The following is a 23871-nucleotide window of genomic DNA, read 5'->3' on the forward strand; positions in this document are numbered from 1 at the left end:
TCATGCGCCACTCAGGAGGCGAAGCCATGAGCGTCAATGGCAGCCAGCGTGTCGACCTTGAGGTCGTCGCCAACCTCATCCCGCCGCAATCGCGCGTGCTTGACGTAGGCTCCGGCGACGGCTCGCTGCTCGAATTGCTGCAGGAAACCAAGCAGGTCGACGGTCGCGGCCTTGAGCTTTCGCAGCGCGGCGTCAACGAATGCGTGGCGCGCGGCCTCTCGGTCATCCAGGGCGATGCCGACAAGGATCTCGAATTCTATCCCGACAAGGGTTTTGACTTCGTCGTCCTGTCGCAGACCCTGCAGGCCACCCGCAACCCGAAGCTGGTGCTCGACGAACTGCTCCGGATCGGCAATCGGGCGATCGTGTCCTTCCCCAATTTCGGCCATTGGCGGGTGCGCCTGTCGCTGTTCGTCAAGGGCCGCATGCCGGTGACCAAGGATCTGCCCTACTCCTGGTACGACACGCCCAACATCCACTTCTGCACCATCCGCGACTTCGTCAATCTGTGCGAGGAGCTTGGCGCGACGGTGGAAAAGGCGACCGCGCTCGACGCCAACGGCCAGAAGATCGGCCTGTCGATGCCCTGGTGGTTCTGGAATTTCTTTGGCCAGCAGGCGGTGTTTTTGTTGAAGCGATAAGGCTGCCGTCGGCCTCCTATGCGAGGACATCCGTGGGCTTGTGCGGATGTTCCACGCCGTCGGCCAACACCACATGGACGCAACCGCGAAGAGCTTCCGCCAATTTCAGCGGTGGCAAAAGTGTTGCGGTTGAAGCGCTAGGCGCCGGAATTCACCATTCCCTTGTCGTCAGAACGACGGCACAATGGGTGACATAACAGGTTGTTTTTTGTAGCGTCGCACTTAATCCCGATGAGGGCCAGCCAGGGGGAAGTCCGATCCATTCAACCATCCTGAAGAGCTATCGGAAAGTGCATTTTCGCGCTGGAAACAGCTGACGTGGAGCATTTGCCCCTCATCACGGTCATCACCCCGACTCACAACCGGCGCCAAACGGTGCTCCGCGCGGTGGAAAGCGTGCTTTCTCAGAGCATGGCGCGGTTTGAGCATATCGTCGTCGACGATGGCTCGACCGACGGGACGGAAGCGGCGCTTGCGCGCATTCGCGACCCTCGGCTGATCTATGTCGGCGCGAAATGGCGCGGCGCCAATGCCGCCAGGAATGCCGGCATCGAGCTGGCGAGGGCGCCCGTGGTGACTTTTCTTGATTCGGACGATCTCTTCCTGCCACACCGGCTCGAACGGACGCTGGCATGGTTCGACGACAATCCGGCGCTCGAAGTCCTGCTCTCCTCGTATGTCTCGGTGAAGGCTGGCCGTGGCACCGCCTGCGTCAACCGCCGTGCTTTCCTCAATCCGGCGATGCTGGAGCGGGCGGTGGTTGCGCAGACGGCCTTCATCGCCGGGTCGGCGATAACGGCGAGGCGGGAAGCCTTGCTGGCCATCGGCGGCTATGACAGCGACATTCCCCGGATGCAGGACCGGGAGCTTCTGCTGCGCTTCGCACAGCGCTTCGGCGCGCAATTATCGGAAGATATCGACTGGACGAAGCACAATTCGCAGAACTCGATTTCGGGCCGCCGGGACGGCTATGTCGAAGCCTATGCGATCCTGATGAGTAAGCACCCGCACATCGCTCGCTCTTACCCCCATGTCCCACCCTTTATGATCACGCGGCAGATCATCGCCGATATTCTCCGGGGGCGGATACCACAGGCATTTGCTGGATACATGGCCAACCGCTCGTCCGACGCGCTTGGTTATTCATTGCCGGAACTGATCGCCGGTTATCTCTACGGCCGCCGCTGGCGGCGCGGCCTCTACGACGAGGTTCGCGGGAAGTTTGGAATTCCACCGGCCTGACCTGGCGGCAGCTCAGCGATCGAGTACGGCGCGTTGCAGGGGCCTGCCTGGCCCACGGCCAGGCCTATCGGTCCAGTTCCGGGAAATAGGGATCCGACAGGAACCGCCTGTCCCGTTCTCCCAGAAGGCAGTCGATCGGCGCGTCCATCTCGGCGGGCACGATTTTGGGCTTGTCCTGAATGCCGCTGACTTCGAGAATCAGCTTGCGCCGGATCGCCGTTGAGAATTCGGCGGCCGCATGGATCGGCAGCACGAAGGAACCAGGTCCGCCGGTCACGCACTGCGCATAATACTGATCGAGATGGCTGAAGGTCGGTGATGGCTTGATCAGGATCGGCAGGCCGTTGATGACGATGCCCTTGGCAATGGCCGCATCGCGCGTCACAGTGACCGGCGGCCCGATATTGTTGGGGCCGTCGCCAGATATGTCGATGACGCTGCGTTCGCTCGCGAAATTGGTGCCGTCGAAAAGCTCGGCGCCGAAAGCAAGCGCGCTTGAAATCGAGGTGCCGCGGAAACTCCGGAAAGGGCGGGCCGCAAGCTTGTCGGCAAAATCGTTGGCGCTCTGCGCACTGTCGATGATCTGCCAGCCGATGACCGCGTCATCGCGCACCGTGCCGGCCCACTCGAAATAGGCGAGCGCAATGCGCCCAGTATGGCCGGAACGGACCGCCTGGATGAAATCGGCGTGCCGCAGCGCCTCGACATAGCCGGCGCGTTGAAGGGCGAACTCGGTCTCGTCCATCGACAGCGAGATATCGACCGCCAGCACCAGTTCGACGTCGACAGCCAGCGTATTTGGCGCCGAAGGAACCGGGGCGGCCTCGGCGCAAGCCAGGCAGGCAAGCAGGCTCATTATCTCAAGCATGGCCAGCACGAGCGATGTTTCGATCGCGACATTCGCTCGCGATCACGGCGAAATAAAGCTTGTGGCAGGCGTGGCCGCCCGGTCCGAATGCCGGCCGTTCTATGTCTTGCGCCGAGCGGCGACTGGCGGCGGTTCGATGGCGCCCGCCCTGACACGGGCGGGTTTCAGCGGGGGCACGCCGGTATCCTTCACGATCGTCAGGGAACGCGGGAAGAACTGATTGTTGTGCAGGCCGCGCCCGATATTGATGATCGCGGCACCTTTCAGATGCTTATCCATGAGCGACAGCACACGCCTCAGCGACGGGCCGTCGAACGCATCCATCGCTTCATCGATGATCACCCATTTCGGCTTCCGCAAGGCAAGCCTGGCGAAGGCGAGCGATCGCTGTTCGTCATCGCCCAACTCACGCTCCCAGCGGGCCGACCGGTCGAGCGAGGATGACAGCCGATCGAGGCCGACTTCGGCAAGCACCGCCGAAATATCGGCATCGCTTGCCGGAGCGACACCATAGGGATGGTCGAGCACCTCGCGCAGCGTACCGGCGGGGAAGTAAGGGACACGAGGCACGAAGATGGGGGCTTCTCCCGCCGGCATGCCGATCTTTCCGCCCCCCCATGGCCACAGGCCGGCAATGGCGCGGAAGAACAGCGTCTTGCCGGCGCCGGGCTCGCCGGTGATCATCACGCGCTCGCCGACATGGATTTCGACATGCTGGTCGGAGAGCTTCGTACAACCCTCCGGCGAGGCCACCTGGAGTTTCTCGAACGTCAGGCTGCCATTGGCGTTTTCATCGAAGGAGATACGCTTCTCCTTGTCGTGCAGCACATCGGTTTCATCGAGCGCGATGCGGAAGTCGGCGACACGCATCAGCGTGGCACGCCAGTCGGCGATGCTGCCGATGTTGTTGATGAACCAGCGCAACGATGAATGCACCTGGTTGAAGGCGCCGACCGCCATCATCAGCCCGCCAAAGCTGATATCGCCCGAGAAATAGACCGGCGAGGCAACCAGGATCGGGGCCACGACGGTGATCCAGCCATAGGTGTCGGTTACCCAGGACAGGTTGATCTGGGCGGTGTAGATGCGCCGCATGGCACCCAGCACCGTGCCAAGGTCGAGTTCGAGCCGTCGCCTGGCGTCATCCTCGCCCCGGTACAGCGCGATGGCATCGACGTTCTCGTTGACGCGCACCATCGAGGAGCGCAGCTCCGCTTCGCGCGTATAGCGGTCGCTGTTGAGACGGATGAGCGGCCGGCCGACCAGCCAGCTCAGCCAGGAGGCGGTGCCGGCATAGAGGAACGCCGCCCAGACCATGTAGCCCGGTATCGCCAGCGACAAGCCACCAATGTGGAACACAAAGCCCGAGGACAGCTCCCACAGCACGCCGACGAAAGACACGAGCAGGATGAACGACTGCAGCAGGCCGACACCAAGATCGGTCGACAGGTCCGACAGATGCGCGGCATCCTGCTGCATGCGCTGATCGGGATTGACGCCGATGGCGCCGGCATTGGCCAGCCGGAAAGCACGCGCCGGCCGCATCCACTGGTCGATCAAATCCAGCGTCAGCACCTCGCGCAGCTTCAGCCGGATCATCTGGTTGAGCCATGTCTGGCCGATGTTGAGCACCAGCAGCCCGCCGGCGATCATGGCAAAGACGAGAAGCTGATGCAGGAAGGCGGCCATGTCGCGGCGCGCGAGCGCATCGTAAAAGGGTTGGTTCCAGCGATTGAGCAGAACCTGGCCGATCGACGTCGCGACGATGACGGCCATGATGCCGGCCGACGTCCACAGCAACCATTTGCGAACCGGCGATCCGATGAGCGCCCGTTTGATCGTCGCCACCTGATCGCGCAGGCTGCTGGCCACGGCGACCGGTTGAACGGTGGCCTGATTGTCCAGTTGATCAGCCATGGCCGAGATCCTTGCATTCAGTAGCGAAGCTGAAACCGGATGAAGAGAGCCGACGGCGGCAGCCCTCAGCACTCCGCGAGCCCAGCACGACAGATAGGTCGGAAAGATGCCGCGCGATGCAAGTTTCCATCGCGATCACGAAGGTGTCACTTGCCGAGCCGACGATGCTGCACCCCTTCCCTCGGCCCGGCGGCCGAGCCGCGTCGCGCCATGCGGCGACAGCACCGGCATGAAGACGCGGCGAGATGCGCGCTGGGCCACCGGAACGCCTTGATAAAGCCGCTTCTGCGCTTCCACCACGATGACGCCGGAGAAGATCGGCCACAGCCGCCGGCCGGCACGCTCCAGCACATTGTGGAAGCGCATCATGAAGTGCCGCCGCGATGGCGGGAAGAACAGGGCATCGGACCAGGCGGCCGGCGTGAAATTCGCCTCGCGCAGCAGTTCGGTGAGCTGCCCGCGTGAGAACGGCCGCCCGTTGCCGAACGGCGTATGCTCGAAGCGCGCCCAGACACCGCGCCGGTTGGGTACCACGATGACGACGCGCCCCGCCGGCGACAGGACCCGCCAGATCTCGTTCAGCGTTTCGCGCGGGTTCTCGACATGTTCGAGCGAATGGACGAGCAGCATGCGGTCGATGCAGGAATCGACCAGCGGCAGCTCCTCGTCGAAGACCAGTGCCGTTGCCGTCGGCCCGGTCGCCGGCCAGACCACGGCGCCCTGTGTCGCCGGCATGAAGGCGAAGACCCGCTCGGCATCGGAGCCGAAGCGCTCCAGCCAGGGCAAGGTATAGCCGAGGCCGACCAGCCGCTCATTGGGCACCGCGGCCCATATCGACGACAGCGCCATGGTGATCGAGCGCTCGGCGAACCGACCGAGCGTTGTCGAATAGAAGGAGCGAAGGTCGACGATGTCGGAATGCATGTCAGGGATGTAGCCGTGATATCAGCCGGATTCAACAAAAGGCCCAAGTGGTCGGCGCGGCGGACGTCATTTTGACATCCCGGGATGACTATTCGCTTTGTCACCCGGGATGACATTCACGAAGCGGCGCCCTATGTCTGCGGCGGTACTGCATCGGCCCGAAATCGGTTTCGATTTCGGAAAGCACGATGCAGCAGCAAAAAAATGTTAGAGCGTCCTTGTGCGTCCAGCTGGACGCACGGCGCTCTAATGGAGAGACGCGATGCCGGTCGAAATCGAACAGTTCATGTGCCGCACCGACAATTTCGGCGTCTTAGTGCATGATCCCAATAGCGGCCAGACCGCGATCATCGACGCGCCCGAGGAAGCGCCGATCCTGGCCGCCATCAAGCGCACCGGCTGGACGCCGACTGTCATCCTGACCACGCATCATCATATGGATCACGTCGAGGCCAACCTGGCGCTGAAGGAGCGCTTCAAGCTGCGCATCGTCGGCCCGGAGGTGGAGAAGGCGAAAATCCCTGGCATCGACGAAACGGTCGAAGAAGGCTCCGTCCTTCATCTCGGCGATGAGCGCATCGAGGTGATCGCCACGCCCGGGCATACCGCCGGCCATGTCTCCTACCATCTGCCGGCATCGAAAGTCGCGTTCACCGCGGATACGCTGTTCGCGCTGGGTTGCGGGCGGCTGTTCGAATGCAAGCCGCCGGTCATGTACGAATCGCTGAAGAAGCTCGCAGCCCTTCCGGCCGAGACGACAATCTATTGCGGCCACGAATACACGCTCGCCAATGCCCGTTTCGCGCTGAGCGTCGACCCCACCAATTCGGCATTGAAGGAACGCGCCGCGCGGATCGAGGCGCTGCGGGTCGACAACAAGCCGACACTGCCGACGACGATCGGCGAGGAACTGTCGACCAATCCCTTCCTGCGCTGGCACGATCCGGCAATCCGCAAGCATCTGGGCATGGAAAGGGCCGGGGATGCCGAGGTCTTCGCCGAGATCCGCAAGCGCAAGGACAATTTCTGAGCGCCATGCGAGCTTCCTGCCAATGACCAGTTCCGCGCAAATCATAGCAACGCTCGCACTGAAGCCGCATCCGGAAGGCGGCTGGTATGCGGAAACCTTTCGCGACGAAGCCGGCGGTGCGCGCGGCCATTCGACCGCAATCTATTTCCTGCTGGAACGGCACCAGCTTTCAGCCTGGCATCGGGTCAAGGATGCCGCAGAGGTCTGGCATTTCCATGCCGGCGCCCCGTTGGCATTGTCGATGTGGGAAGAAGGCGGCGCCGTTATCGAGCAGGTTCTCGGCATCGACCTCGCGGCGGGCGAACGGCCGCAAATCGTCGTGCCGGCAGGCTGGTGGCAATCGGCGCGCAGCCTGGGCGAGTGGACGCTGGTCGGCTGTACCGTCGCGCCGGGTTTCGATTTCGCCGCCTTCGAACTGGCCGAGCCGGGCTGGCAGCCCTAACCCAGCAGGAAACCCAGGGTAATGGCGAGCTGGGCGGCGTAGTACAGCACCCAGACGGCGAGGCGCATCCAGGCGCGATGCGGCGAGATGGCGGGTACCAGGAATTTCTCCGTGGCAAGCAGCCCGTCCGATGCCATGAACAGCACGGCGCCGCCGATCACCCAGATACTGTTTGTCGTCAGCGCCGACATGCCCATCGCCAGGATCGCAAGGACATAGACGGCGATCGGGATACGCAGGCCGGGGCCGACACGGCGCCAGAGCGCTGCCAGCATCACGATCGCGAACACCGCCATGGCCAGTGCAATCGCGCCTCGCCAGGATTCGGCGGAAAGCAGCTCCAATCCGCCACCGCTACGCAGGAACAGCGCGACATAGACGATGTGGGCGACGAGAAAGCTCGCCAGCCCGCCGAGAAATGCCCTTTCCCCGTCGCGCGACAGGAAGGCGTCGCCGATCGCGCTCAGCGCAAGGGCGGCAACCAGCAGCAGCGGGCCGCCCTGCATTGCGGCGAGTGCGGCGAGCATGGCCACAGAGAGCGTCTTTCCCGCCGAGCGGGCCAGCGTCGGCGGCATGCCTGATGTGAAGGCATAGATCACCGCCGCCACCATCGAAAAGATCAGCGTTGCATTGGCGTTGGCGTCGATGCCGCCGGCAAACGGCATCGTCACGCCCTGGCTCCGTCTTCGGATGCCCGGGCTCCACCTTCGGATACCCTGGCTCCGTCTTCGGATGCCCCGGCTCCGCTCTCGATAGCAATGGACATGCGCAGAAACAGCGACTTTGCCGCCAGCGCCGCGCCGCCGGTGATGAGCACGCAGGCGGCCAGAATGCGCAACGAAGGCTCGGCGACGCCAGCCGCGATCAGCACCAGCGTCGACAAAAGCGGCGCCGCGTAGCTTACCGCACCCAACACCTGGATGTTGCCGCGCTTGACGCCGATGTCCCAGGCATAGAAGGCCGCGCCCACCGGCATCAGGCCAAGGCCGAGCACGGCCAGCCACTGGCCGGCGCCGACCGGCAGCACTGTTTCCTCGAGCGCCAGGTGGCAGGCGAGCGACAGCACGGCGGTTGCCGCGCAGAACCAGGTGACGATGCTGGTCGGCACCGACGGGAAACGTCGCGACAGCAGTGAATAGGACGACCATAGCAAGGCGCAGACGGCGGCCATGGCATAGCCGAAGGTATAGCGAGCATCGAAGGCCAGGCCGCCACCCTTGGTGACGATCAGCACGGTGCCGGCAAGGCCGAGCAGCGCGCCGACGACATGGTGCCACGCCAGTTTTTCGCCCGGCATCAGCGCCGAGCCGAGCACGATCAGCAGTGGCCAGAGATAAGCAATCAGGCTCGCCTCCACCGCCGGCGCGTTGCGCAGCGCGGTGAAGTAGAAGAAGTGGTAGCCGAACAGGCCGGCAATGCCGATCACCCACACCTGGGGTGGGATTTTCTGGCCCCTGTCGGCAGCCGGCATGAACAGCCGTGCGACTAGCCCGACACCGGTGCCGATCGAGAAGGTGATCGCCGACAACAGGAATGGCGGCACCTTGCCGGATGCGTCCGTCAGCAACGCCAGCAACGCCCACATGGCGACCGCCGAAAAGCCGATCAGTGTTGCGCGCCCCATTTTGTCTCCAGTGGCGCGCCCCATTCTGTCCCCGGTGGCCTGCCTTATTGTACCGCTTCGAAACGTCCGGCGCTGATGGTCAAGGTGCCGATCTGCGTTCCGACCGTAGCGTGGATCGGCGCATATACGCCGGTTTGGCCAAGCGGTGCAAACGTCACCATCATGCGGCTCTTGCTCTTGAGATAATTGAGCGCCTTGCGGCCCTTGCGGTAGCCTGCCACCGGCTCGAAACCCATCTGGCAGGTGACTGTGTCGCCCTTGTAGCCCGGCACCGAGATCGTTCCTTTCGAGGCGTAGGTCAGCGTCAGGTCGGCGCGCATCTCACCATCATAGAACTTGACCTTGCGGCCGCAGACCTGGTCGGGGCTGTCGGCATGGATGACGGTGGCGGCCATCGGATCGAGTACCGATGCCAGATCGCCGGCACCGAGCGGTACCCAGGCCTTGGGGTCGCGCTTGCCCGGCGCGGGGATGACCTGCGTCGACGCCACGTTGCCATTGGCAAAGCGAATGTCGATCGAGGATGCCTTCTTGCCGGAAGTGTAATCGGCACGGAATGCCTGCGGCACCATTTTCTGCCCGGAGATCGTACCCTTGGACGAGATTGTGCCACGCGTGTCGTCGAACAGCTTGGCCAGACCCGCTGCGGAGACGGTGCCATTGATCGCATAAACGCCACTCTGATAGCTGCTGGAGAAAGTCGATCTCGCGATCGAGAGCCCCAGGAACGACACCGTGTATTCGCCCTTGAAGGATTGCGGGGACGCAGCCGACGCGGCGGACGGCAAGGCGATGGCAAGCGCGGTGACGAGCGCGTGAGACAAACGAGGCATGGCGGATCGGATCCTTGATTTTGGGCCGGAGGCGGGCGACTCCGGTCTGGCATGTCCCTATGAGACCGCTTATAGGGGGAAATCCGGCCTTAATATGAAATGCCGGGCGGTTCCGTGGCGAAGCCGGAGCTTGACGCCCCGGTGAAATGCAACTATGGAACGCCAACTTTTTCCATAAGGCCGCCTGACCAGAACCGCGCGCCACCCGGCGTGGGCACAAAGGTTTGGCAGGTCACGAAAGAACTGAAGGTTAGAACCCATGTCCCGCACCTGCGAACTCACTGCCAAAGCAGTCCAGACCGGCAACAATGTGAGCCACGCCAACAACAAGACCAAGCGTCGCTTCCTGCCGAACCTCGTCAATGTGACGCTGATTTCGGAAGCGCTGAACCAGAACGTGCGCCTGCGCATCTCAGCCAACGCGCTGCGTTCGGTCGAACATCGTGGCGGTCTCGACGCTTTCCTGGCCAAGGCCGACGTCAAGGAACTGTCGCAGCGCGCGCGCCTGCTGAAGAAGCAGATCGCCAAGAAGCTCGCCGAGCAGGTCGCTGCGTAACATCAGATAAGGCGGGGGACGACCGCCCCGGCCAACCTCTTGTTGGCCTCTGGCCAATCTTTTGTTGGCCACTGAGCATCGGATAGATCCGCAAGGCTCGACAATCCGATGCCCAACTGCGAAGCGGGCACCGCCCGATCGGCATGATGCTCCGCTGGTTCCATTACCCAGGATAAAAAAATGTCTTCTTTTTCGCGATACCTGCCTTTCGTGGCCGCCATGGCGCTTGTCGTCGTGGCATCGAACATCCTCGTGCAGTTTCCCATGCAGGGCCAGATTGGCGGCCTGTCGCTCGCCGACGTTTTGACCTGGGGCGCGTTCACCTACCCCTTCTCCTTCCTGGTCACCGACCTTGCCAACCGGCGCTACGGACCTGCCGTGGCGCGCCGCATCGTCTTTGTCGGCTTCATGACGGCGGTAGTGTGCTCGATCCTGATCCCACCCTTCCTGTTTCGCCACGGCTTCATCGAATTCGAGACGTCGGCCGACCGGCTGGTGCGTATCGCGGCCGCTTCGGGCGCTGCCTTCCTGACCGCGCAATTGCTCGACGTCTCCGTGTTCAACCGGCTGCGCCGGCAGAGCTGGTGGCGGGCGCCGATCGTCGGCACGCTGGTCGGATCGGTGTTCGACACCGTCGTGTTCTTCGGCGTGGCCTTTTCGGCCGCCTTTGCCTTCGCCGGCCCAAGCGACAGCTTCGCGCTGGAGAGCGCCCCGTTGATGGGCGTGTTTCATGTCGAGGCCATACGTTGGGTGTCCTGGGCGCTCGGCGACCTCAGCGTGAAACTGATCATCGCTGTCGTGGCACTGATCCCTTACCGGCTGCTCGCCGCCCGCTGGAGCCAGCCGGCCGTTGCCGCGGCCTAAGCCGTGATTCCCTGGATCCAGCTGGACTCCGCGAAAACGCCTGATGGCCAACAGGAACTGCGGCTGAAACGGCGCGGTTCCGAATTCTCGATCATGCTCGGCACCAACGAGTTGATGAACAGCCGCCTCAGCGGATCCGAGGAGGCGCTGGCGAAACTATCCTGCCAGAGGATCGCGGGCCATCGGCAGCCGAGGGTGCTGATCGGCGGACTTGGCATGGGTTTTACGCTGCGCGCTGCTCTCGCCGAACTGGGCAGAAATGCCGAAATCGTTGTCGCGGAACTGGTGCCGGCCGTCGTCGCCTGGGCGCGCGGCCCGATGGCCGAGATTTTCGCCGGCTCGCTCGGCGATTCCCGCGTCACCATCCGCGAGGCCGATGTCGGCAAGTTGATACGGTCCGAGCCCGCAGCCTGGGACGCAATCCTGCTCGACCTCGACAATGGCCCCGAAGGCATCGTCCACAAGGGCAATGACGCTCTCTACAGCCTGGCAGGGCTCGGCGACGCGCGTAGCGCCCTCAAGCCGGGCGGCGTGCTGGCGGTGTGGTCGCAAGGCCCGGATGCCGGCTTCACGCGGCGGCTGAAACAGGCCGGCTTCGCCTTTGAGGAGGTCAACACGCGCGCCAACGGCAAGCGCGGCGCGCGCCATGTCATCTGGATCGCCACCAACGGCTCACGGTCCTGACCGAGGCCGCCAGCGGCGTCCGCGCTTACTTTGACTTCTGAAGTTCCGCGCCAAGGGCCTCCAGCAGGCCACGGGTCCCCTCTTCCCGCCCCTGGGCGGAATCGACACCATCAAAAAAGACGCCCTGCTCGGTATAGGTCAGCCTTGTGCCGTCGCTCAACGGCGTCAGCCCCACGGTGGTGAGGGATGCCGACATGGGCTGCGATCCGACCGCCATTCTGTAGGAAAACACGATGCGCTGGTCGGCGACGATGTCCTGGAATTGCGCGTCGAGCCTGACCTCCGGACCGCCGCCATAGCTGAACCTCGACACCTCGCCGCCGCCGACACGAAAGTCGAAGCTGAACTCGGCAACGGCAAAACCATCGCCTTCGATGCGCCAGCGCCGCACCGTCGCCTTGTCGGCGAAGGCATGGAAGACCCGCGACGGCGATTGCGGATAGGTGCGCTCGATGGTGAAGGTGGAATGGATGACGGAATGCTCGTCCTTGACGGGGGCTATCTGGTTCATTGCTGTTTGTCCTTTTCCTGATCCTGACTTTTCTCGGAGGATTGGCCTTTTGGGGATGGCTCTGGCTCGGCCAGAATCTGGCCAAGACGGTCGAGATGGCGTTCCGCCGGTATGCGGCGTTCGGCAATCCAGTCGGCGAGCGGGGCGAGCCCGCCCGGTTCGATCCGGCAGGTGCGCACCCGCCCAATCTTTTCACTGCGGATCAGCCCGCAGGCCTCCAGCGCCTGGAGATGCTGCAGCACGGCGGCGAAGGTCATGCCGAACGGCTCCGCCAGCTGGCTGACGGTGGCCGGTCCGCTGCTCAACCGTTCCAGGATCTGCCGGCGGGTGGGTTCGACGAGAGCGCGAAGGATGCTGTCGATCTCGGAATGGTTAAGCATGGACTTGAGTATTGCGCCGATCGCACGAATAGTCAAGTCTGTGCTAAAGTGTTTTGATCAGCGTAGATCGAGTGACGGACAGTCGACCCTACTTCAAGCAGGCAGAGTGCCAGTCAATCCTGGTGCAGGATGAATTCCAGGTAGAGATTGCGCTGCAGGATCGAGTGGTTATCGTCGGAGATCAGCGACACCATCAGCGCGCCGTCATCGCGGGTCCAGACGTCGAGACCTTCCATATTGTCGATCTGGTAGCCCATGTCGGCCTGCAGCAGCACCGGCCCATCGGCGACGGCGCCCTTCTCGACGCTCTCTCCATAAATGCGCCGCAGCCGCATCTTGAGGCCGCCCGCCATGGTGAAACTGCGCTCCAGCAGCAAAAGATCGCCATCCGGCAGGAAGGCGCCATCGGTGATGTCGAAATCGTCGTTGCGCTTGACGGTGAAGACGCCCTTGTGCGGGCCTTCGATGATGGCGGCGTAGATATTGCCGGCCTTGTCGAGGCTCTTCTCCGAGACCACGACCAGGCCGCCCTGATGCTGGCCGTTGGCATTGGCATGGGTGACGGTCTCGAAGCCGCGATTCTGCCGCAGCTCCCGCGCCGGCACCAGGAAATCCAACTGCCGGAACGACCCCTTCATATTGTCTTGGTCAATCTTGAACTGGGCGACGCGATGGTTGCGCTCGAAACCAACGGTGGCGATGCCGTCCTTGACCGCAAGGCCCTCGGCGTCGACTTCCCATTTTTCGTCGATCGGCTGGCCGTTCTGGTCGACCATCTGCTGCATGCGAAAATTCTGGATGCCAACGGGCCGCCTGTCAGCGTCGCGGGCCACCGAGCCGAAGAACCAGTAACCGGTGTCGGCCACGCCGATGAAATCACTGCCGGCTTTCAGAAACCGGAAGGCCGACAGCGCCCCGAAATCACGTGATGGCGAGGTCGTTTCCAGCCCGCCGACGAATTCGAGCTGGCCAAACTGCTTGTCGGTACGGCCAATATGGAATTCGGTGATCGGGCGGGCCGAGACCGCGACAGGCTCAACCGGAGCCGGGTCGGCCGAACCGGCTGGCGCCGAAGCCATGCCGGCAAGCAAGGCGAAGGCGGCGAAAAGCGTGTGCCGAAACCCGCCTCGGAAAAAGATCATCCGGCGCGCCGCATGCCGCCGCGACGCGTATCCTTCGCGCTTTCCTCGGCAAACAGCGAAGCCAGTTGCTCGGTCATGGCGCCGGCCAGTTCCTCGGCATCGACGATGGTGACGGCGCGCCGGTAATAGCGCGTGACGTCATGGCCGATGCCGATGGCCAGCAACTCCACCGGCGAACGCGTCTCGATCAGTTCGATGACGGCGCGCAGATGGCGTTCGAGATAATTGCCGGGATTGACCGACAGCGTCGAATCGTCGACGGGCGCGCCGTCCGAGATCATCATCAGGATCTTGCGCTGTTCGGGCCGGGCAATCAGCCGGTTGTGCGCCCACAAGAGCGCCTCGCCGTCGATGTTTTCCTTGAGCAGGCCTTCGCGCATCATCAGGCCGAGATTGCGCCGCGCCCGCCGCCACGGGTGGTCGGCCGACTTGTAGATGATATGGCGCAGGTCGTTGAGCCGACCGGGGTTCGGCGGCTTGCCGTCCTTCAGCCATTTCTCGCGCGCCTGCCCACCCTTCCAGGCCCGCGTGGTGAAGCCGAGGATCTCGACCGACACGCCGCAGCGCTCCAGCGTGCGCGCCAGAATGTCGGCGCAGGTGGCGGCGACCGTGATCGGCCGGCCGCGCATCGAACCGGAATTGTCGAGCACCAGCGTCACCACCGTGTCACGGAATTTGGTATCGCGTTCCTGCTTGAACGACAGCGGCTGCATCGGATCGATAACCACGCGCACCAGCCGCGCCGGATCGAGATAGCCCTCTTCCAGGTCGAAATCCCAGGACCGGTTCTGCTGCGCCATCAGGCGGCGCTGCAGCCGGTTGGCGAGCCGTCCGACGACGCCCGACAGGTTGGCGAGCTGCTTGTCGAGGAAGGCGCGCAGCCGGTCGAGCTCTTCCTCTTCGCAGAGCTCCTCGGCGCCGACCGTCTCGTCGAATGCTGACGTGTAGACCTTGTAGTCGATTTCCTTCGGCAGATTGGTGAAGGGATTGTCGTTGCGGCGCGCCTCGCCGGGGGTTTCGGCGTCGGCATCGTCGTCATCCGACAGATCGTCGGCCGTCGCGTCGGAGGCTTCGGTCTCGGCCGACTGCTCGTCGTCCGCCGATGCCTCGGCGTCCTCGGATTGCGACTGCTCGGAGCCGGAATCGTCTTCGCCGCCCTCCTCGCTCTGTTCCTCGCCTTGCGGCTGGTTGTCGTCATTGTCCTCGGAGTCTTCGGTCTCCTGGTCGTCGCCGAGTTCCTCGGCCATTTCCATGGAGGCGAGCATCTCGCGCACGACGCGGGCGAAGGCCTGCTGGTCCTCGAGTTTCTCCGACAGGCCGTCGAGGTCCGCCTTTGCCTTCTCCTCGACCCACGGGCGCCAGAGTTCGACCAGCCGCTCGCCGCTCTTCGGCACCGGCCGGCCGGTCAGCTTTTCGCGCACCATCAGCGCCAGCGCCTCCTCGATGGGCGCGTCGGCCTTGTCCTTGACGTCGACGAGGTTGGCCTTGGCGTACTTGTCCTCCAGCATCGAGCCGATATTGTCGGCGACGCCTTGCATGGCGCGGCTGCCGATCGCCTCGACGCGGGCCTGTTCGACCGCGTCGTAGATGGCGCGGGCTGCCTTGCCTTCGGGCGCCAGCTTGCTGTGGATGCGCACGTCGTGGCAGGCGCGCTTCAGCGCCATGGAATCGCCGAGCCCGCGGGTGATCGCGATGTCGGTCTTCGATGCCTTCTTGGGCAGTTCAGGCAGCCGCGCGCGGCTACCGGCCAGCGCCGGCCTGTCCTTGGCGAAGCCGACTTCCATCTCCTTATCGCCGGCGATGGCGCGCATGCAGACGGTGACGGCGCGCTTGAAGCTATCGGCTTCAGACCCCGTCTTCGACTTGTTGCGCGTATTGTCGCCCGGACCCGCCATCGACGCTCTGCTTAGCCCAGCACCACGTTGGCTGCGCTCTCGGGCAGATCCTGGCCGAAGGCGCGCTGGTAGAACTCGGCAACCACCGAGCGTTCCAGCTCGTCGCACTTGTTGAGGAAGGTCAGCCGGAACGCCATGCCGACATCGCCGAAGATCTCGGCATTCTCGGCCCAGGTGATGACGGTACGCGGGCTCATCACCGTCGACAGGTCGCCATTGATAAAGGCCGAGCGCGTCATGTCGGCGACGCGCACCATCTTGTTGACGATGTCCTTGCCCTTGGTGTCGCGATAGTGCTTGGCCTTGGCCAGCACGATGTTCACTTCATTGTCATGCGGCAGATAGTTCAGCGTGGTGACGATCGACCAGCGGTCCATCTGCGCCTGGTTGATCTGCTGGGTGCCGTGATAGAGGCCGGTGGTGTCGCCCAGACCGACCGTGTTGGCGGTCGAGAACAGCCGGAACGCCGGATGCGGGCGGATAACCCGGCTCTGGTCGAGCAGCGTCAGGCGGCCGGACGATTCCAGCACGCGCTGGATGACGAACATCACGTCGGGACGGCCGGCATCGTATTCGTCGAAGCACAGCGCCACATTGTGCTGATAGGCCCAGGGCAGGATGCCGTCGCGGAATTCGGTGATCTGCAAGCCGTCCTTGACCACGATCGCGTCCTTGCCGACGAGGTCGATACGGCTGACATGGCTGTCGAGGTTGACGCGCACGCAAGGCCAGCTGAGGCGGGCGGCAACCTGTTCGATATGGGTCGACTTGCCGGTGCCGTGATAGCCCGACACCATGACGCGGCGGTTGTAGGCAAAGCCGGCGAGGATCGCCAAGGTCGTCGCCTTGTCGAACAGATAGTCGGGATCAATGTCGGGCACATGCTCTGATGTCACCGAATAGGCCGGCACCACCATCTTGGACTCGAAGCCGAATTTCTCCTTCACCGACACCGTCGTGTCGGGCAGGTTGGCGATATCGCGATCGACCTTGTTCATATCTCTCAACGTCTCCACAAGCGAAACGTCGCGTTTCGCCGGCAATCGATTTTGTTCGGGGGCGGTCTTAAAGCCTTTTCCAACCTTATGAAAGTTGGAAAACGACACGAACCGTAGGGTCGCTCAGCACAGGCCCGCCTGTTTGAGCACGCGATAGGCCTGAAGCACATCGCGGAACCGGTCTTCCGAACCTCTGTCGCCGCCATTCGCATCCGGATGGTGACGCTTCACCAGTTCCTTATAGCGCGCCTTGATGTCCTTGCCAGTCGCCTTTGTATCAAGGCCAAGCGTTTCCAGCGCCTTGGCCTCAAGCGGCTTGGCCTTGCGCTCCCGCGCCTCGCGCGGATCCTTCGGCCCCTTGAACAGGTCGAACGGGTCGCGCATGCGGTTGTAGTAGCCGGCGCGGCCGGAGCGCATCTGCGCCATATCGGGCGAGGAGCGTGTCGAGGCGCCGTTGACGCCCATCTTCCAGGTCGGCCGGTGGCCGGTCATGGCTTCCTTCTGGAAGCGCGCGACCTCGGTGTCCGGCACGCCGGAGAAGTAGTTGAAGCCCTTGTTGTACTCGCGCACGTGGTCGAAGCAGAACCGGAAATACTCGCCCTCCTTCATGCGCCCGACCGGCGCGCGATGCGTGCCCGCCTCCTTGCAGCCATCCCACTGGCAGATCGGCGCGTGCGACTTCACCTCCGCGTCCTTGTCGGGGCGAACGCGAATCTTCTCGAAATATTTGGGATACGGCTTCATCTCACCCATTTATGGGGCGTTCGCAGATGCGAAACAAGAATTGACATTTTCGCGATCATCGCCCTAACCGCTGAATCGCGGCTTAAAGCAGGCGAATGACTGATTTTGTTGCGCGCCAGCGGCCTGGTGAGACCGATTTCCGGTTTTCACGGCAGCGCCAACCATATGTGGTGAAGGGAGAAAACGATGTCCATACAGGCGACCATGGAAGACAAGCTCAACAAGGCATTTTCGCCGGACCGGCTGGTCATCCTCAACGAAAGCCATCTGCACGCCGGCCATCATCACGTGGAATCCGGCCACCACGCCGAGTTCGACGGCACCGGCGAGACGCATTTCCGTGTCCGCATCGTCTCGCCGAATTTCGCCGGCATGAGCCGCATCGACCGTCACCGCGCCGTCAACGAACTGCTGGCCGACGAGTTGAAGGCCGGCGTGCACGCGCTGGCGATCGAGCCGGCGGCGCCGGGCGAACAGACGCGCTGGTAAGAACCGGTCAGATTACCGCTTCGATCAGAAACGGCCCCGGGCGAGACAAGGCAGCGGCGAGCAGCGCGTCGAACCGCTCGCAGGTATCCGCACGCGCAGCCTCCACGCCCATGCCTTTGGCCAGCGAAACCCAGTCCAGCGCCGGATGATCGAGATCGAGCATGCGCCGCGCATTCTCGCCGATCGCATTCACGCCGACATTCTTCATCTCGCCATGCAGGATCGCGTAGGTACGGTTGGAAAAGACAATCGTCACCACGTCGAGACGTTCCCGCGCCTGCGTCCACAGGCCCTGCACCGTGTACATGCCGCTGCCGTCGGCCTCGAGATTGATCACCTTGCGGCCGGGACAGGCGATCGCCGCACCCGTCGCCAGCGGGATGCCGCCGCCGATCGACCCGCCCGTGCCCATCATGTAATCGTGCGGCGCGGCAAAGGCCGACAGCGCGAAGAAGCGCCGCGCCGAGGTGACGGCCTCGTCGCAGACGATCGCGTCGGCCGGCAGCTTTCTCGCGACAGACAGTGCGATGGCGTCTTCCGTCAGCGGGCCGTTCGGCGTCGCCTCGTCGGGAAAGGCGCTGGCAACCACCGTCCGTTGCGACAGCTTGACGCCAAGTTCACCGCGAAGCGCTTCCAGCGCCGCATGCAGGTCCTGGCCGTGGCCGGCGAGCGTCAGCACCTGGCAGTCGTCACGGACAAGCCGTCCCGGCTTTCCCGGATAGGCAAAGAAGGCGACCGGCTCCTTTCCGCCGACCAGCACCAGGACATCGATATCCCTGAGCGCTGCCGTCGCCGCGTCGACCGGATAGGGGATGCGCGTCGGCGCGACACGTCCGCGCCCGCGCTGCATCCTGGCGATCAGGACCTCGCTGAACAGCCTGACATCGCAGGCCGCCGAAATCTGGCCGGCGATCTCGAGCGCATCGGCGCGCGCCGCCCGCCCGCGAACGATCATGCCAACACGGCCGGGCGCGGAGCGGATCGCCGCGGCAACCTGACGCACCGCATCCACGTCAAGCACCGGCGGCGGTGAAAGGACAACCTTGCCGGGCGAAACCGCGTCAGCCTCCCCCCAGGCCGCGTCCGCCGGCAGGATCAGCGTCGTGACCCCCGGCGGCGTCAGCGAGGCGCGAAAGGCCGCCTCCGTGGCCGGCTGGACATCGGCAGGCCCTTCGATGCGGCGCACCCAGTTGGACATCGGCGCCGCCAGGCCTTCGATATCGCTGGTCAGGGGCGCGTCGAGCGGCAGATGGTATGAGGCATGGTCGCCGACGATGTTGATCATCGAACTCCTGGCGCGCCTTGCGTTGTGCATGTTGGCAAGACCGTTGGCCAGCCCCGGCCCTGTGTGAAGCAGCGTCGCTGCGGGGCGATCGGTCATGCGCGCATAGCCGTCGGCCGCACCGGTCACCACGCCCTCGAACAGGCCAAGCACACAACGCATCCGCGGCTTGCGGTCGAGCGCGGCGACGAAATGCATTTCGGATGTGCCGGGGTTGGCGAAGCACACCGTCACATCATTGGCCAGCAGCACGTCGCACAGGACATCGGCGCCATTCATGCAAATTTTCTCCCGTTAACGAGGAGCAATTGCACCCGCGCATGTCCGCGCCGCAATATTCCGCCGACGCTTTTGGCATGATCCAGCGACGGAATGGGCGAGCGACAATCGGCTGAGTCAACCGACCACCGATTTCAGGAACGTCAGCGCGGCGGCGGTCAGCGCATCGCCATCCCTGCCGAAATCGCGGTTGATCGACATATGCGTATACGCGCTGCCATCGAACAGCGTCACCTCGGTGCCTGTGGCGCGCAGGCGCTCGGCAAAGGTCGTGGACTGCTCGCCGCGACCGTCGGCACGAGAATAGGCGATGAAGGTCGGCGGATGCTTGCGGCCGTCCACATAGCTCGCCGGCGAAAGCGCCGCCCATTGCGAAGCATCGGAAAACACGCGCGCATAGGCCCGCACCATGCCGCCATTTTCGGCGAGCGCGGCGAGATCATAGGCCCGGGTATCATCGAGAAGCAGCCCGGCGACGCCGGGCAATCCACCGCGCATGCCGGTCAGAGCAATCAGGTGGCAGCCGGCCGAATGGCCCATGCCGACGATGCGGTTGGGGTCGCCACCATGCCGGGCGATGTTGGCCCTGACATAGGCATAGGCCTTCTCGACGTCGCCCGCCTGGGTGGCGACATCGGCCTGCGGCAGCATACGGTAGTCGATGGAGACGAAGCAGAAGCGGTTGGCAAGCAGGAAGGCCGGCTTGGCGCCCACCTGGCTGCGTTTGCCGAGCCGCCAGGCGCCGCCATGAACGAAAAACACCACCGGCAGCCCGCTTGCGTCCTCCGGTGCATAAAGGTCGAGTCGAGCCGGTCCGTAGTCAAACGTTTCTGGCGCGGGCTGGCGCGGCACGGTCCATGCTTCCAAGGGCAGCATCGCCGCCAGGGAGGTCAGGATGAGGTTTCGTCGATCGATCATCGTAGTCTCCCGGCTGTGCAGGTCCAACAGTGCTCGCGGGCGCTACGCGCGTCCAGAACCGGGTCGCAACTCTCGCCGCCTCAGGCCGCATCAACGCGCTTCAATACCGTGCAGATCACGAAATCAATATCTGCCCCTTGACGACCTCGTCTGGCCATCACCACCTAAGTATTGGGTAAGCATTTCGGCCAGATGGCTGGCGTCTCGGGTTTCAATGCCAAATGCACGCGCGCTCCTAATAAAGGGAACCACCATGCGTTCCGGCAGTTGAATATGTGATGAGCCATTAGGTAGCCAGCACGGCTCTGAGGGCAAAGCACTATGCGCGACAATCAGTCCGACGTCTTCGACCTTTTTTCGGAGATTTATGCCAACGCCGCCCAGGAAGAAACCAGCCTCCAGCAGTATCTCCTTGCCTGCCGAGAGGACAAATCAATGTATGCCTCGGCGCCTGAACGGATGGTCGAGGCGATCGGCGAACCCGACCTGGTCGACACCAGCAAGGACGAACGGCTCGGCCGCATTTTTTCGAACCGCACCCTTAAGATCTATCCCTCCTTCTCCGACTTCTACGGCATGGAGGAAACGATCGAGCGTATCGCCGGGTATTTTCGCTATGCCTCCCAGGGACTCGAGGAGCGCAAGCAAATCCTCTACCTCCTTGGCCCTGTCGGCGGCGGCAAATCCTCCCTGGCCGAACGGCTGAAGAAATTGATGGAACAGCGCCCGATTTACACGCTGAAGGTCGGCAACCAGATCAGCCCGGTTTTCGAATCGCCACTTGGCCTTTTCCACCCCGATCGCATGGGCGACCTGCTGGAGGATAAATACGGCATAGCCCGACGCCGGCTGAATGGGCTCATCTCACCATGGGCGGCCAAGCGACTCGACGAACTGTCCGGCGATATTTCCAAATTCAGCGTGGTCAAGTTGATGCCTTCCCGGCTGCGCCAGATCGGCATTGCCAAGACAGAGCCTGGCGACGAAAACAATCAGGATGTCTCGGCCCTGGTCGGCAAGGTCGACATCAGACAGCTGGAAAATTTCAGTCAGTCCGACCCGGACGCCTATTCCTACAGCGGCGGACTGAACCGGACCACGCAGGGCCTGCTCGAATTCGTCGAGATGTTCAAGGCGCCCATCAAGGTCCTGCACCCGTTGCTGACGGCGACCCAGGAAGGCAGCTACAACGGTACCGAGAATTTCGGCGCCTTTCCATACCAGGGCATCATCATTGCCCATTCCAACGAATCGGAATGGCAACAGTTCAAAAACAACAAGAACAACGAGGCCTTTCTCGACCGCATCCTCGTGGTCAAGGTACCGTATTGCCTGCGGATCACCGAAGAGCGGCAGATCTATGAAAAGCTGCTGCGCGAGAGCGACCTGGCCGCAAGCCCCTGCGCACCTGAAGTGATGGACATTCTCAGCCGATTCACGGTCTCGACCCGCCTTGCCGAGCACGACAATTCGCCGCTCTACACCAAGATGCGCGCCTATGACGGTGAGAACCTCAAGGAAGTCGATCCCAAGGCGAAGTCGGTCCAGGAATATCGCGATGCCGCCGGCGTCGACGAAGGCATGACCGGCGTAAGCACACGCTTCGCCTTCAAGATCTTGTCCCAGACATTCAACTACGACACCAAGGAGGTGGCTGCCGATCCCGTGCACCTGATGTACATCCTGGAAGAGGCGATCAAGCGCGAGCAGTTTCCAAAGGAAACGGAAGGCGCCTATCTCGACTTCATCAAGTCGGAACTGGCAACGCGCTATGCCGAGTTCATCGGCCACGAGATTCAGAAAGCCTATCTGGAATCATACAGCGAATATGGCCAGAACCTCTTCGACCGCTACATCGCCTATGCCGATGCCTGGATTGAGGACCAGGACTACAAGGATCCCGACACGGGCCAGATTCTCAATCGCGAGGTATTGGACAAGGAATTGTCGCAGGTCGAGAAACCGGCCGGCATCGCCAATCCCAAGGACTTCCGCAATGAAGTGGTCAAATTCACGCTGCGTGCCCGGGCGCGAAACCACGGCCGCAACCCGTCCTGGACAGGTTATGAGAAACTTCGCGAGGTCATCGAGAAGCGGATGTTCGGCCAGGTCGAAGACCTCTTGCCGGTGATCAGTTTCGGCTCCAAGCAGGACAGCGTCACGGAAAAGCGGCACAATGAATTCGTGCAGCGCATGGTGGAACGCGGCTACACCGAGCGGCAGGTGCGCCGGCTTGTCGACTGGTACATGCGGGTGAACAAGGCGGGTTAAGAGAGGCCCGAATGGTTCCATGCCTATTTTCATCGACCGCCGCCTGAATCCGAAGGACAAGAGCCTGGGCAATCGCCAGCGGTTCCTCAGGCGCGCTCGGGAAGAACTCAAGCGAAGCCTACGCGATCAGATCCGCATCGGCAGGATCGCCGACGTGGATGCCGAGCACGCAGTGCCCATGCCCGACAGAGGCACGGGCGAGCCGACCTTCAACAACGCCAGGAACAGCGGCAGGCGCCAGTACATCCTGCCGGGCAACAGGCATTTCTCTCCTGGAGATCTGATCCCCAAGCCCGGCCAGCGCGGCGGCGCCGGGGCGTCGTCCCCGGGAGACACCGTGTCTGAAGACGACTTTCGTTTTGTGCTGTCACGCGAAGAGGTGCTCGATCTTTTTTTCGAGGATCTCGAACTCCCGGATATGGTCAAGCTCAACCTCAAGGAAATCCTTGCCTTCAAGCCGCGCCGGGCCGGCTTCGCCGCTACCGGCTCACCGACCAACATCAATGTTGGGCGCACGATGCGTAACAGTCATGGCCGGCGTATTGCGCTGAGGCGCCCCAAGCAGGGCGAGTTGGACGCGATCCTCGAGGAGATCGCCATGCTCGAGTTGGTGCAATCCAGCGCGGCAACGCGCCAGCGCATTGCCGCTTTGCGCGAGGAGCTGGACCGGTTGGAGCGGCGGCGCAGGCGAATTGCCTATGTCGATCCTGTCGACATTCGATTCAACCGCTTCGATCCCCAGCCCGTGCCGAACGCCAATGCCGTCATGTTCTGTCTGATGGATGTGTCCGGGTCCATGGGTGAGCGCGAAAAGGATTTGGCCAAGCGCTTCTTCGTGCTGCTGCACCTGTTTTTGAAACGGCGTTATGACCGGATCGAAATCGTCTTCATTCGCCATACCCACGAGGCGCAGGAGGTTGACGAGGAGACATTCTTCAATTGCACCCAAAGCGGCGGTACCGTCGTTTCCACCGCGCTCGAGGAAATGCATCGCATCATCGGGCAGCGATATCCGGCCAGCCAGTGGAACATCTATGCCGCCCAGGCCTCGGACGGAGACAATTCCATCACCGATTCCGAGCGCTGCATAGCCCTGCTCGACGGCAAGCTCATGCGGCTGTGCCAGTATTTTGCCTATGTCGAGATCATCGACGAGCGCGAAGCCCATATATTCGGCACGACCGAGAACGGGACATCGCTATGGCGTGCCTATAGCGCGATCGACCTGAAATGGCCGAACTTCCAGATGAGCCGCATCGCCACGCCCGCCGATATCTACCCGGTCTTTCGCCAGCTCTTCGGCAGACAGCCGACTCTCCTCAAGAGAGCGTGAGGGA

The 23871-nt window shown here is 63.0% G+C and carries 24 protein-coding genes; 10 read left to right on the forward strand and 14 right to left on the reverse strand.

What is annotated here, in order from left to right; genetic code table 11:
- The first annotated feature begins 26 nt into the window (after positions 1-26).
- Positions 27-641, forward strand: a complete 615-nt coding sequence (metW, locus tag EN845_RS20625) for a methionine biosynthesis protein MetW (protein ID WP_027143503.1) — start codon at positions 27-29, stop codon at positions 639-641.
- 318 nt (positions 642-959) lie between these two features.
- Positions 960-1883, forward strand: a complete 924-nt coding sequence (locus tag EN845_RS20630; RefSeq protein ID WP_127872216.1) for a glycosyltransferase family A protein — start codon at positions 960-962, stop codon at positions 1881-1883.
- Between the two features lie 64 nt (positions 1884-1947).
- Here EN845_RS20630 and EN845_RS20635 read toward each other — a convergent pair whose 3' ends face one another.
- The 3 genes from EN845_RS20635 to EN845_RS20645 all read right to left on the reverse strand — a co-directional run bounded on the left by EN845_RS20635 (position 1948) and on the right by EN845_RS20645 (position 5592).
- Entirely contained in the window at positions 1948-2751 is an 804-nt protein-coding gene (locus tag EN845_RS20635; protein WP_127872215.1) for a DUF1194 domain-containing protein, read from the reverse strand.
- Positions 2752-2850: 99 nt separating this feature from the next.
- Entirely contained in the window at positions 2851-4668 is a 1818-nt protein-coding gene (locus EN845_RS20640) for an ABC transporter ATP-binding protein/permease (RefSeq protein WP_127872214.1), read from the reverse strand.
- Positions 4669-4803: 135 nt separating this feature from the next.
- Positions 4804-5592, reverse strand: coding sequence for a methyltransferase domain-containing protein (locus EN845_RS20645; RefSeq protein WP_127280784.1), 789 nt, complete (start codon positions 5590-5592; stop codon positions 4804-4806).
- 262 nt (positions 5593-5854) lie between these two features.
- Here EN845_RS20645 and gloB point away from each other — a divergent pair, with 262 nt between their 5' ends.
- Positions 5855-6622 (forward strand): hydroxyacylglutathione hydrolase, encoded by a 768-nt coding sequence (gene gloB, locus EN845_RS20650; protein WP_127872213.1) that lies wholly within the window; start codon positions 5855-5857, stop codon positions 6620-6622.
- Between the two features lie 22 nt (positions 6623-6644).
- A complete protein-coding gene (locus EN845_RS20655; protein ID WP_127872212.1) occupies positions 6645-7064 on the forward strand; it encodes a cupin domain-containing protein in 420 nt (139 codons plus the stop codon).
- On the opposite strand, the gene EN845_RS20660 is transcribed toward EN845_RS20655, so the two are convergent.
- Genes EN845_RS20660 through EN845_RS20670 form a run of 3 tightly spaced genes read right to left on the reverse strand, consistent with a single transcriptional unit; the run spans position 7061 to position 9521 of the window.
- Positions 7061-7735 (reverse strand): lysoplasmalogenase, encoded by a 675-nt coding sequence (locus EN845_RS20660; RefSeq protein ID WP_127872211.1) that lies wholly within the window; start codon positions 7733-7735, stop codon positions 7061-7063. The two genes, EN845_RS20655 and EN845_RS20660, sit on opposite strands and share 4 nt — an antisense overlap.
- Entirely contained in the window at positions 7732-8688 is a 957-nt protein-coding gene (locus EN845_RS20665; RefSeq protein WP_127872210.1) for an EamA family transporter, read from the reverse strand. Before EN845_RS20665 ends, EN845_RS20660 begins: the two co-directional genes overlap by 4 nt.
- 44 nt (positions 8689-8732) lie before the next feature.
- Positions 8733-9521: a DUF3108 domain-containing protein gene (locus EN845_RS20670; RefSeq protein WP_127276009.1), complete on the reverse strand. Its 789-nt coding sequence runs from the start codon at positions 9519-9521 to the stop codon at positions 8733-8735.
- Positions 9522-9780: 259 nt separating this feature from the next.
- On the opposite strand from EN845_RS20670, the gene rpmB reads away from it, so the two are divergent.
- The 3 genes from rpmB (at position 9781) to EN845_RS20685 (ending at position 11625) form a co-directional block, all read left to right on the forward strand.
- Entirely contained in the window at positions 9781-10077 is a 297-nt protein-coding gene (gene rpmB, locus EN845_RS20675; RefSeq protein ID WP_010911765.1) for a 50S ribosomal protein L28, read from the forward strand.
- Between the two features lie 180 nt (positions 10078-10257).
- Positions 10258-10941, forward strand: coding sequence for a queuosine precursor transporter (locus EN845_RS20680; protein ID WP_127872209.1), 684 nt, complete (start codon positions 10258-10260; stop codon positions 10939-10941).
- Positions 10942-10944: 3 nt separating this feature from the next.
- Positions 10945-11625, forward strand: coding sequence for a hypothetical protein (locus EN845_RS20685; protein WP_127872208.1), 681 nt, complete (start codon positions 10945-10947; stop codon positions 11623-11625).
- 25 nt (positions 11626-11650) lie between these two features.
- Here the strand turns inward: EN845_RS20685 and EN845_RS20690 are convergent, their stop codons facing one another.
- The 6 genes from EN845_RS20690 to EN845_RS20715 form a co-directional block, all read right to left on the reverse strand.
- Positions 11651-12136, reverse strand: coding sequence for an SRPBCC family protein (locus EN845_RS20690; RefSeq protein WP_127872207.1), 486 nt, complete (start codon positions 12134-12136; stop codon positions 11651-11653).
- Complete coding sequence (locus EN845_RS20695; RefSeq protein WP_127872354.1) at positions 12133-12516, reverse strand: metalloregulator ArsR/SmtB family transcription factor; 384 nt, start codon at positions 12514-12516, stop codon at positions 12133-12135. Before EN845_RS20695 ends, EN845_RS20690 begins: the two co-directional genes overlap by 4 nt.
- Positions 12517-12629: 113 nt before the next feature.
- Positions 12630-13658 (reverse strand): esterase-like activity of phytase family protein, encoded by a 1029-nt coding sequence (locus EN845_RS20700; protein WP_127872206.1) that lies wholly within the window; start codon positions 13656-13658, stop codon positions 12630-12632.
- Entirely contained in the window at positions 13655-15553 is a 1899-nt protein-coding gene (gene cobT, locus EN845_RS20705; RefSeq protein ID WP_127872205.1) for a cobaltochelatase subunit CobT, read from the reverse strand. The genes EN845_RS20700 and cobT overlap by 4 nt, the downstream gene beginning before the upstream one ends.
- Positions 15554-15564: 11 nt before the next feature.
- Positions 15565-16551: a cobaltochelatase subunit CobS gene (gene cobS, locus EN845_RS20710; protein ID WP_127872204.1), complete on the reverse strand. Its 987-nt coding sequence runs from the start codon at positions 16549-16551 to the stop codon at positions 15565-15567.
- A gap of 123 nt (positions 16552-16674) precedes the next feature.
- Positions 16675-17304, reverse strand: coding sequence for a J domain-containing protein (locus EN845_RS20715; protein ID WP_127276015.1), 630 nt, complete (start codon positions 17302-17304; stop codon positions 16675-16677).
- Between the two features lie 177 nt (positions 17305-17481).
- On the opposite strand from EN845_RS20715, the gene EN845_RS20720 reads away from it, so the two are divergent.
- On the forward strand, positions 17482-17784 hold the full coding sequence (locus EN845_RS20720; protein WP_127276016.1) for a BolA family protein: 303 nt from the start codon (positions 17482-17484) through the stop codon (positions 17782-17784).
- A 7-nt stretch (positions 17785-17791) separates the two neighbouring features.
- On the opposite strand, the gene EN845_RS20725 is transcribed toward EN845_RS20720, so the two are convergent.
- Entirely contained in the window at positions 17792-19345 is a 1554-nt protein-coding gene (locus tag EN845_RS20725; RefSeq protein WP_127872203.1) for an acetolactate synthase large subunit, read from the reverse strand.
- A 117-nt stretch (positions 19346-19462) separates the two neighbouring features.
- A complete protein-coding gene (locus tag EN845_RS20730) occupies positions 19463-20263 on the reverse strand; it encodes an alpha/beta hydrolase (RefSeq protein WP_127872202.1) in 801 nt (266 codons plus the stop codon).
- Between the two features lie 321 nt (positions 20264-20584).
- On the opposite strand from EN845_RS20730, the gene EN845_RS20735 reads away from it, so the two are divergent.
- Together EN845_RS20735 and EN845_RS20740 are read left to right on the forward strand one after the other, a co-directional pair.
- Complete coding sequence (locus tag EN845_RS20735) at positions 20585-22534, forward strand: PrkA family serine protein kinase (RefSeq protein ID WP_127872201.1); 1950 nt, start codon at positions 20585-20587, stop codon at positions 22532-22534.
- A 19-nt stretch (positions 22535-22553) separates the two neighbouring features.
- On the forward strand, positions 22554-23867 hold the full coding sequence (locus tag EN845_RS20740) for a YeaH/YhbH family protein (RefSeq protein ID WP_127872200.1): 1314 nt from the start codon (positions 22554-22556) through the stop codon (positions 23865-23867).
- Positions 23868-23871 lie beyond the last annotated feature (4 nt).

This window comes from Mesorhizobium sp. M8A.F.Ca.ET.202.01.1.1 (assembly GCF_004791595.1).
Taxonomy (GTDB): Bacteria; Pseudomonadota; Alphaproteobacteria; order Rhizobiales; family Rhizobiaceae; genus Mesorhizobium.

Bases quoted from the DNA above. Each gene is read 5' to 3' on its own strand.
- EN845_RS20730 (WP_127872202.1), bottom strand. From the start codon at position 20,263: ATGATCGATCGACGAAACCTCATCCTGACCTCCCTGGCGGCGATGCTG.
- EN845_RS20720 (WP_127276016.1), top strand. From the start codon at position 17,482: ATGTCCATACAGGCGACCATGGAAGACAAGCTCAACAAGGCATTTTCG.
- EN845_RS20725 (WP_127872203.1), bottom strand. From the start codon at position 19,345: ATGAATGGCGCCGATGTCCTGTGCGACGTGCTGCTGGCCAATGATGTG.
- EN845_RS20665 (WP_127872210.1), bottom strand. From the start codon at position 8,688: ATGGGGCGCGCAACACTGATCGGCTTTTCGGCGGTCGCCATGTGGGCG.
- cobT (WP_127872205.1), bottom strand. From the start codon at position 15,553: ATGGCGGGTCCGGGCGACAATACGCGCAACAAGTCGAAGACGGGGTCT.
- metW (WP_027143503.1), top strand. From the start codon at position 27: ATGAGCGTCAATGGCAGCCAGCGTGTCGACCTTGAGGTCGTCGCCAAC.
- EN845_RS20680 (WP_127872209.1), top strand. From the start codon at position 10,258: ATGTCTTCTTTTTCGCGATACCTGCCTTTCGTGGCCGCCATGGCGCTT.
- cobS (WP_127872204.1), bottom strand. From the start codon at position 16,551: ATGAACAAGGTCGATCGCGATATCGCCAACCTGCCCGACACGACGGTG.
- rpmB (WP_010911765.1), top strand. From the start codon at position 9,781: ATGTCCCGCACCTGCGAACTCACTGCCAAAGCAGTCCAGACCGGCAAC.
- EN845_RS20635 (WP_127872215.1), bottom strand. From the start codon at position 2,751: ATGCTTGAGATAATGAGCCTGCTTGCCTGCCTGGCTTGCGCCGAGGCC.
- EN845_RS20715 (WP_127276015.1), bottom strand. From the start codon at position 17,304: ATGGGTGAGATGAAGCCGTATCCCAAATATTTCGAGAAGATTCGCGTT.
- gloB (WP_127872213.1), top strand. From the start codon at position 5,855: ATGCCGGTCGAAATCGAACAGTTCATGTGCCGCACCGACAATTTCGGC.
- EN845_RS20740 (WP_127872200.1), top strand. From the start codon at position 22,554: ATGCCTATTTTCATCGACCGCCGCCTGAATCCGAAGGACAAGAGCCTG.
- EN845_RS20645 (WP_127280784.1), bottom strand. From the start codon at position 5,592: ATGCATTCCGACATCGTCGACCTTCGCTCCTTCTATTCGACAACGCTC.
- EN845_RS20655 (WP_127872212.1), top strand. From the start codon at position 6,645: ATGACCAGTTCCGCGCAAATCATAGCAACGCTCGCACTGAAGCCGCAT.
- EN845_RS20640 (WP_127872214.1), bottom strand. From the start codon at position 4,668: ATGGCTGATCAACTGGACAATCAGGCCACCGTTCAACCGGTCGCCGTG.
- EN845_RS20735 (WP_127872201.1), top strand. From the start codon at position 20,585: ATGCGCGACAATCAGTCCGACGTCTTCGACCTTTTTTCGGAGATTTAT.
- EN845_RS20700 (WP_127872206.1), bottom strand. From the start codon at position 13,658: ATGATCTTTTTCCGAGGCGGGTTTCGGCACACGCTTTTCGCCGCCTTC.
- EN845_RS20695 (WP_127872354.1), bottom strand. From the start codon at position 12,516: ATGCTTAACCATTCCGAGATCGACAGCATCCTTCGCGCTCTCGTCGAA.
- EN845_RS20690 (WP_127872207.1), bottom strand. From the start codon at position 12,136: ATGAACCAGATAGCCCCCGTCAAGGACGAGCATTCCGTCATCCATTCC.
- EN845_RS20670 (WP_127276009.1), bottom strand. From the start codon at position 9,521: ATGCCTCGTTTGTCTCACGCGCTCGTCACCGCGCTTGCCATCGCCTTG.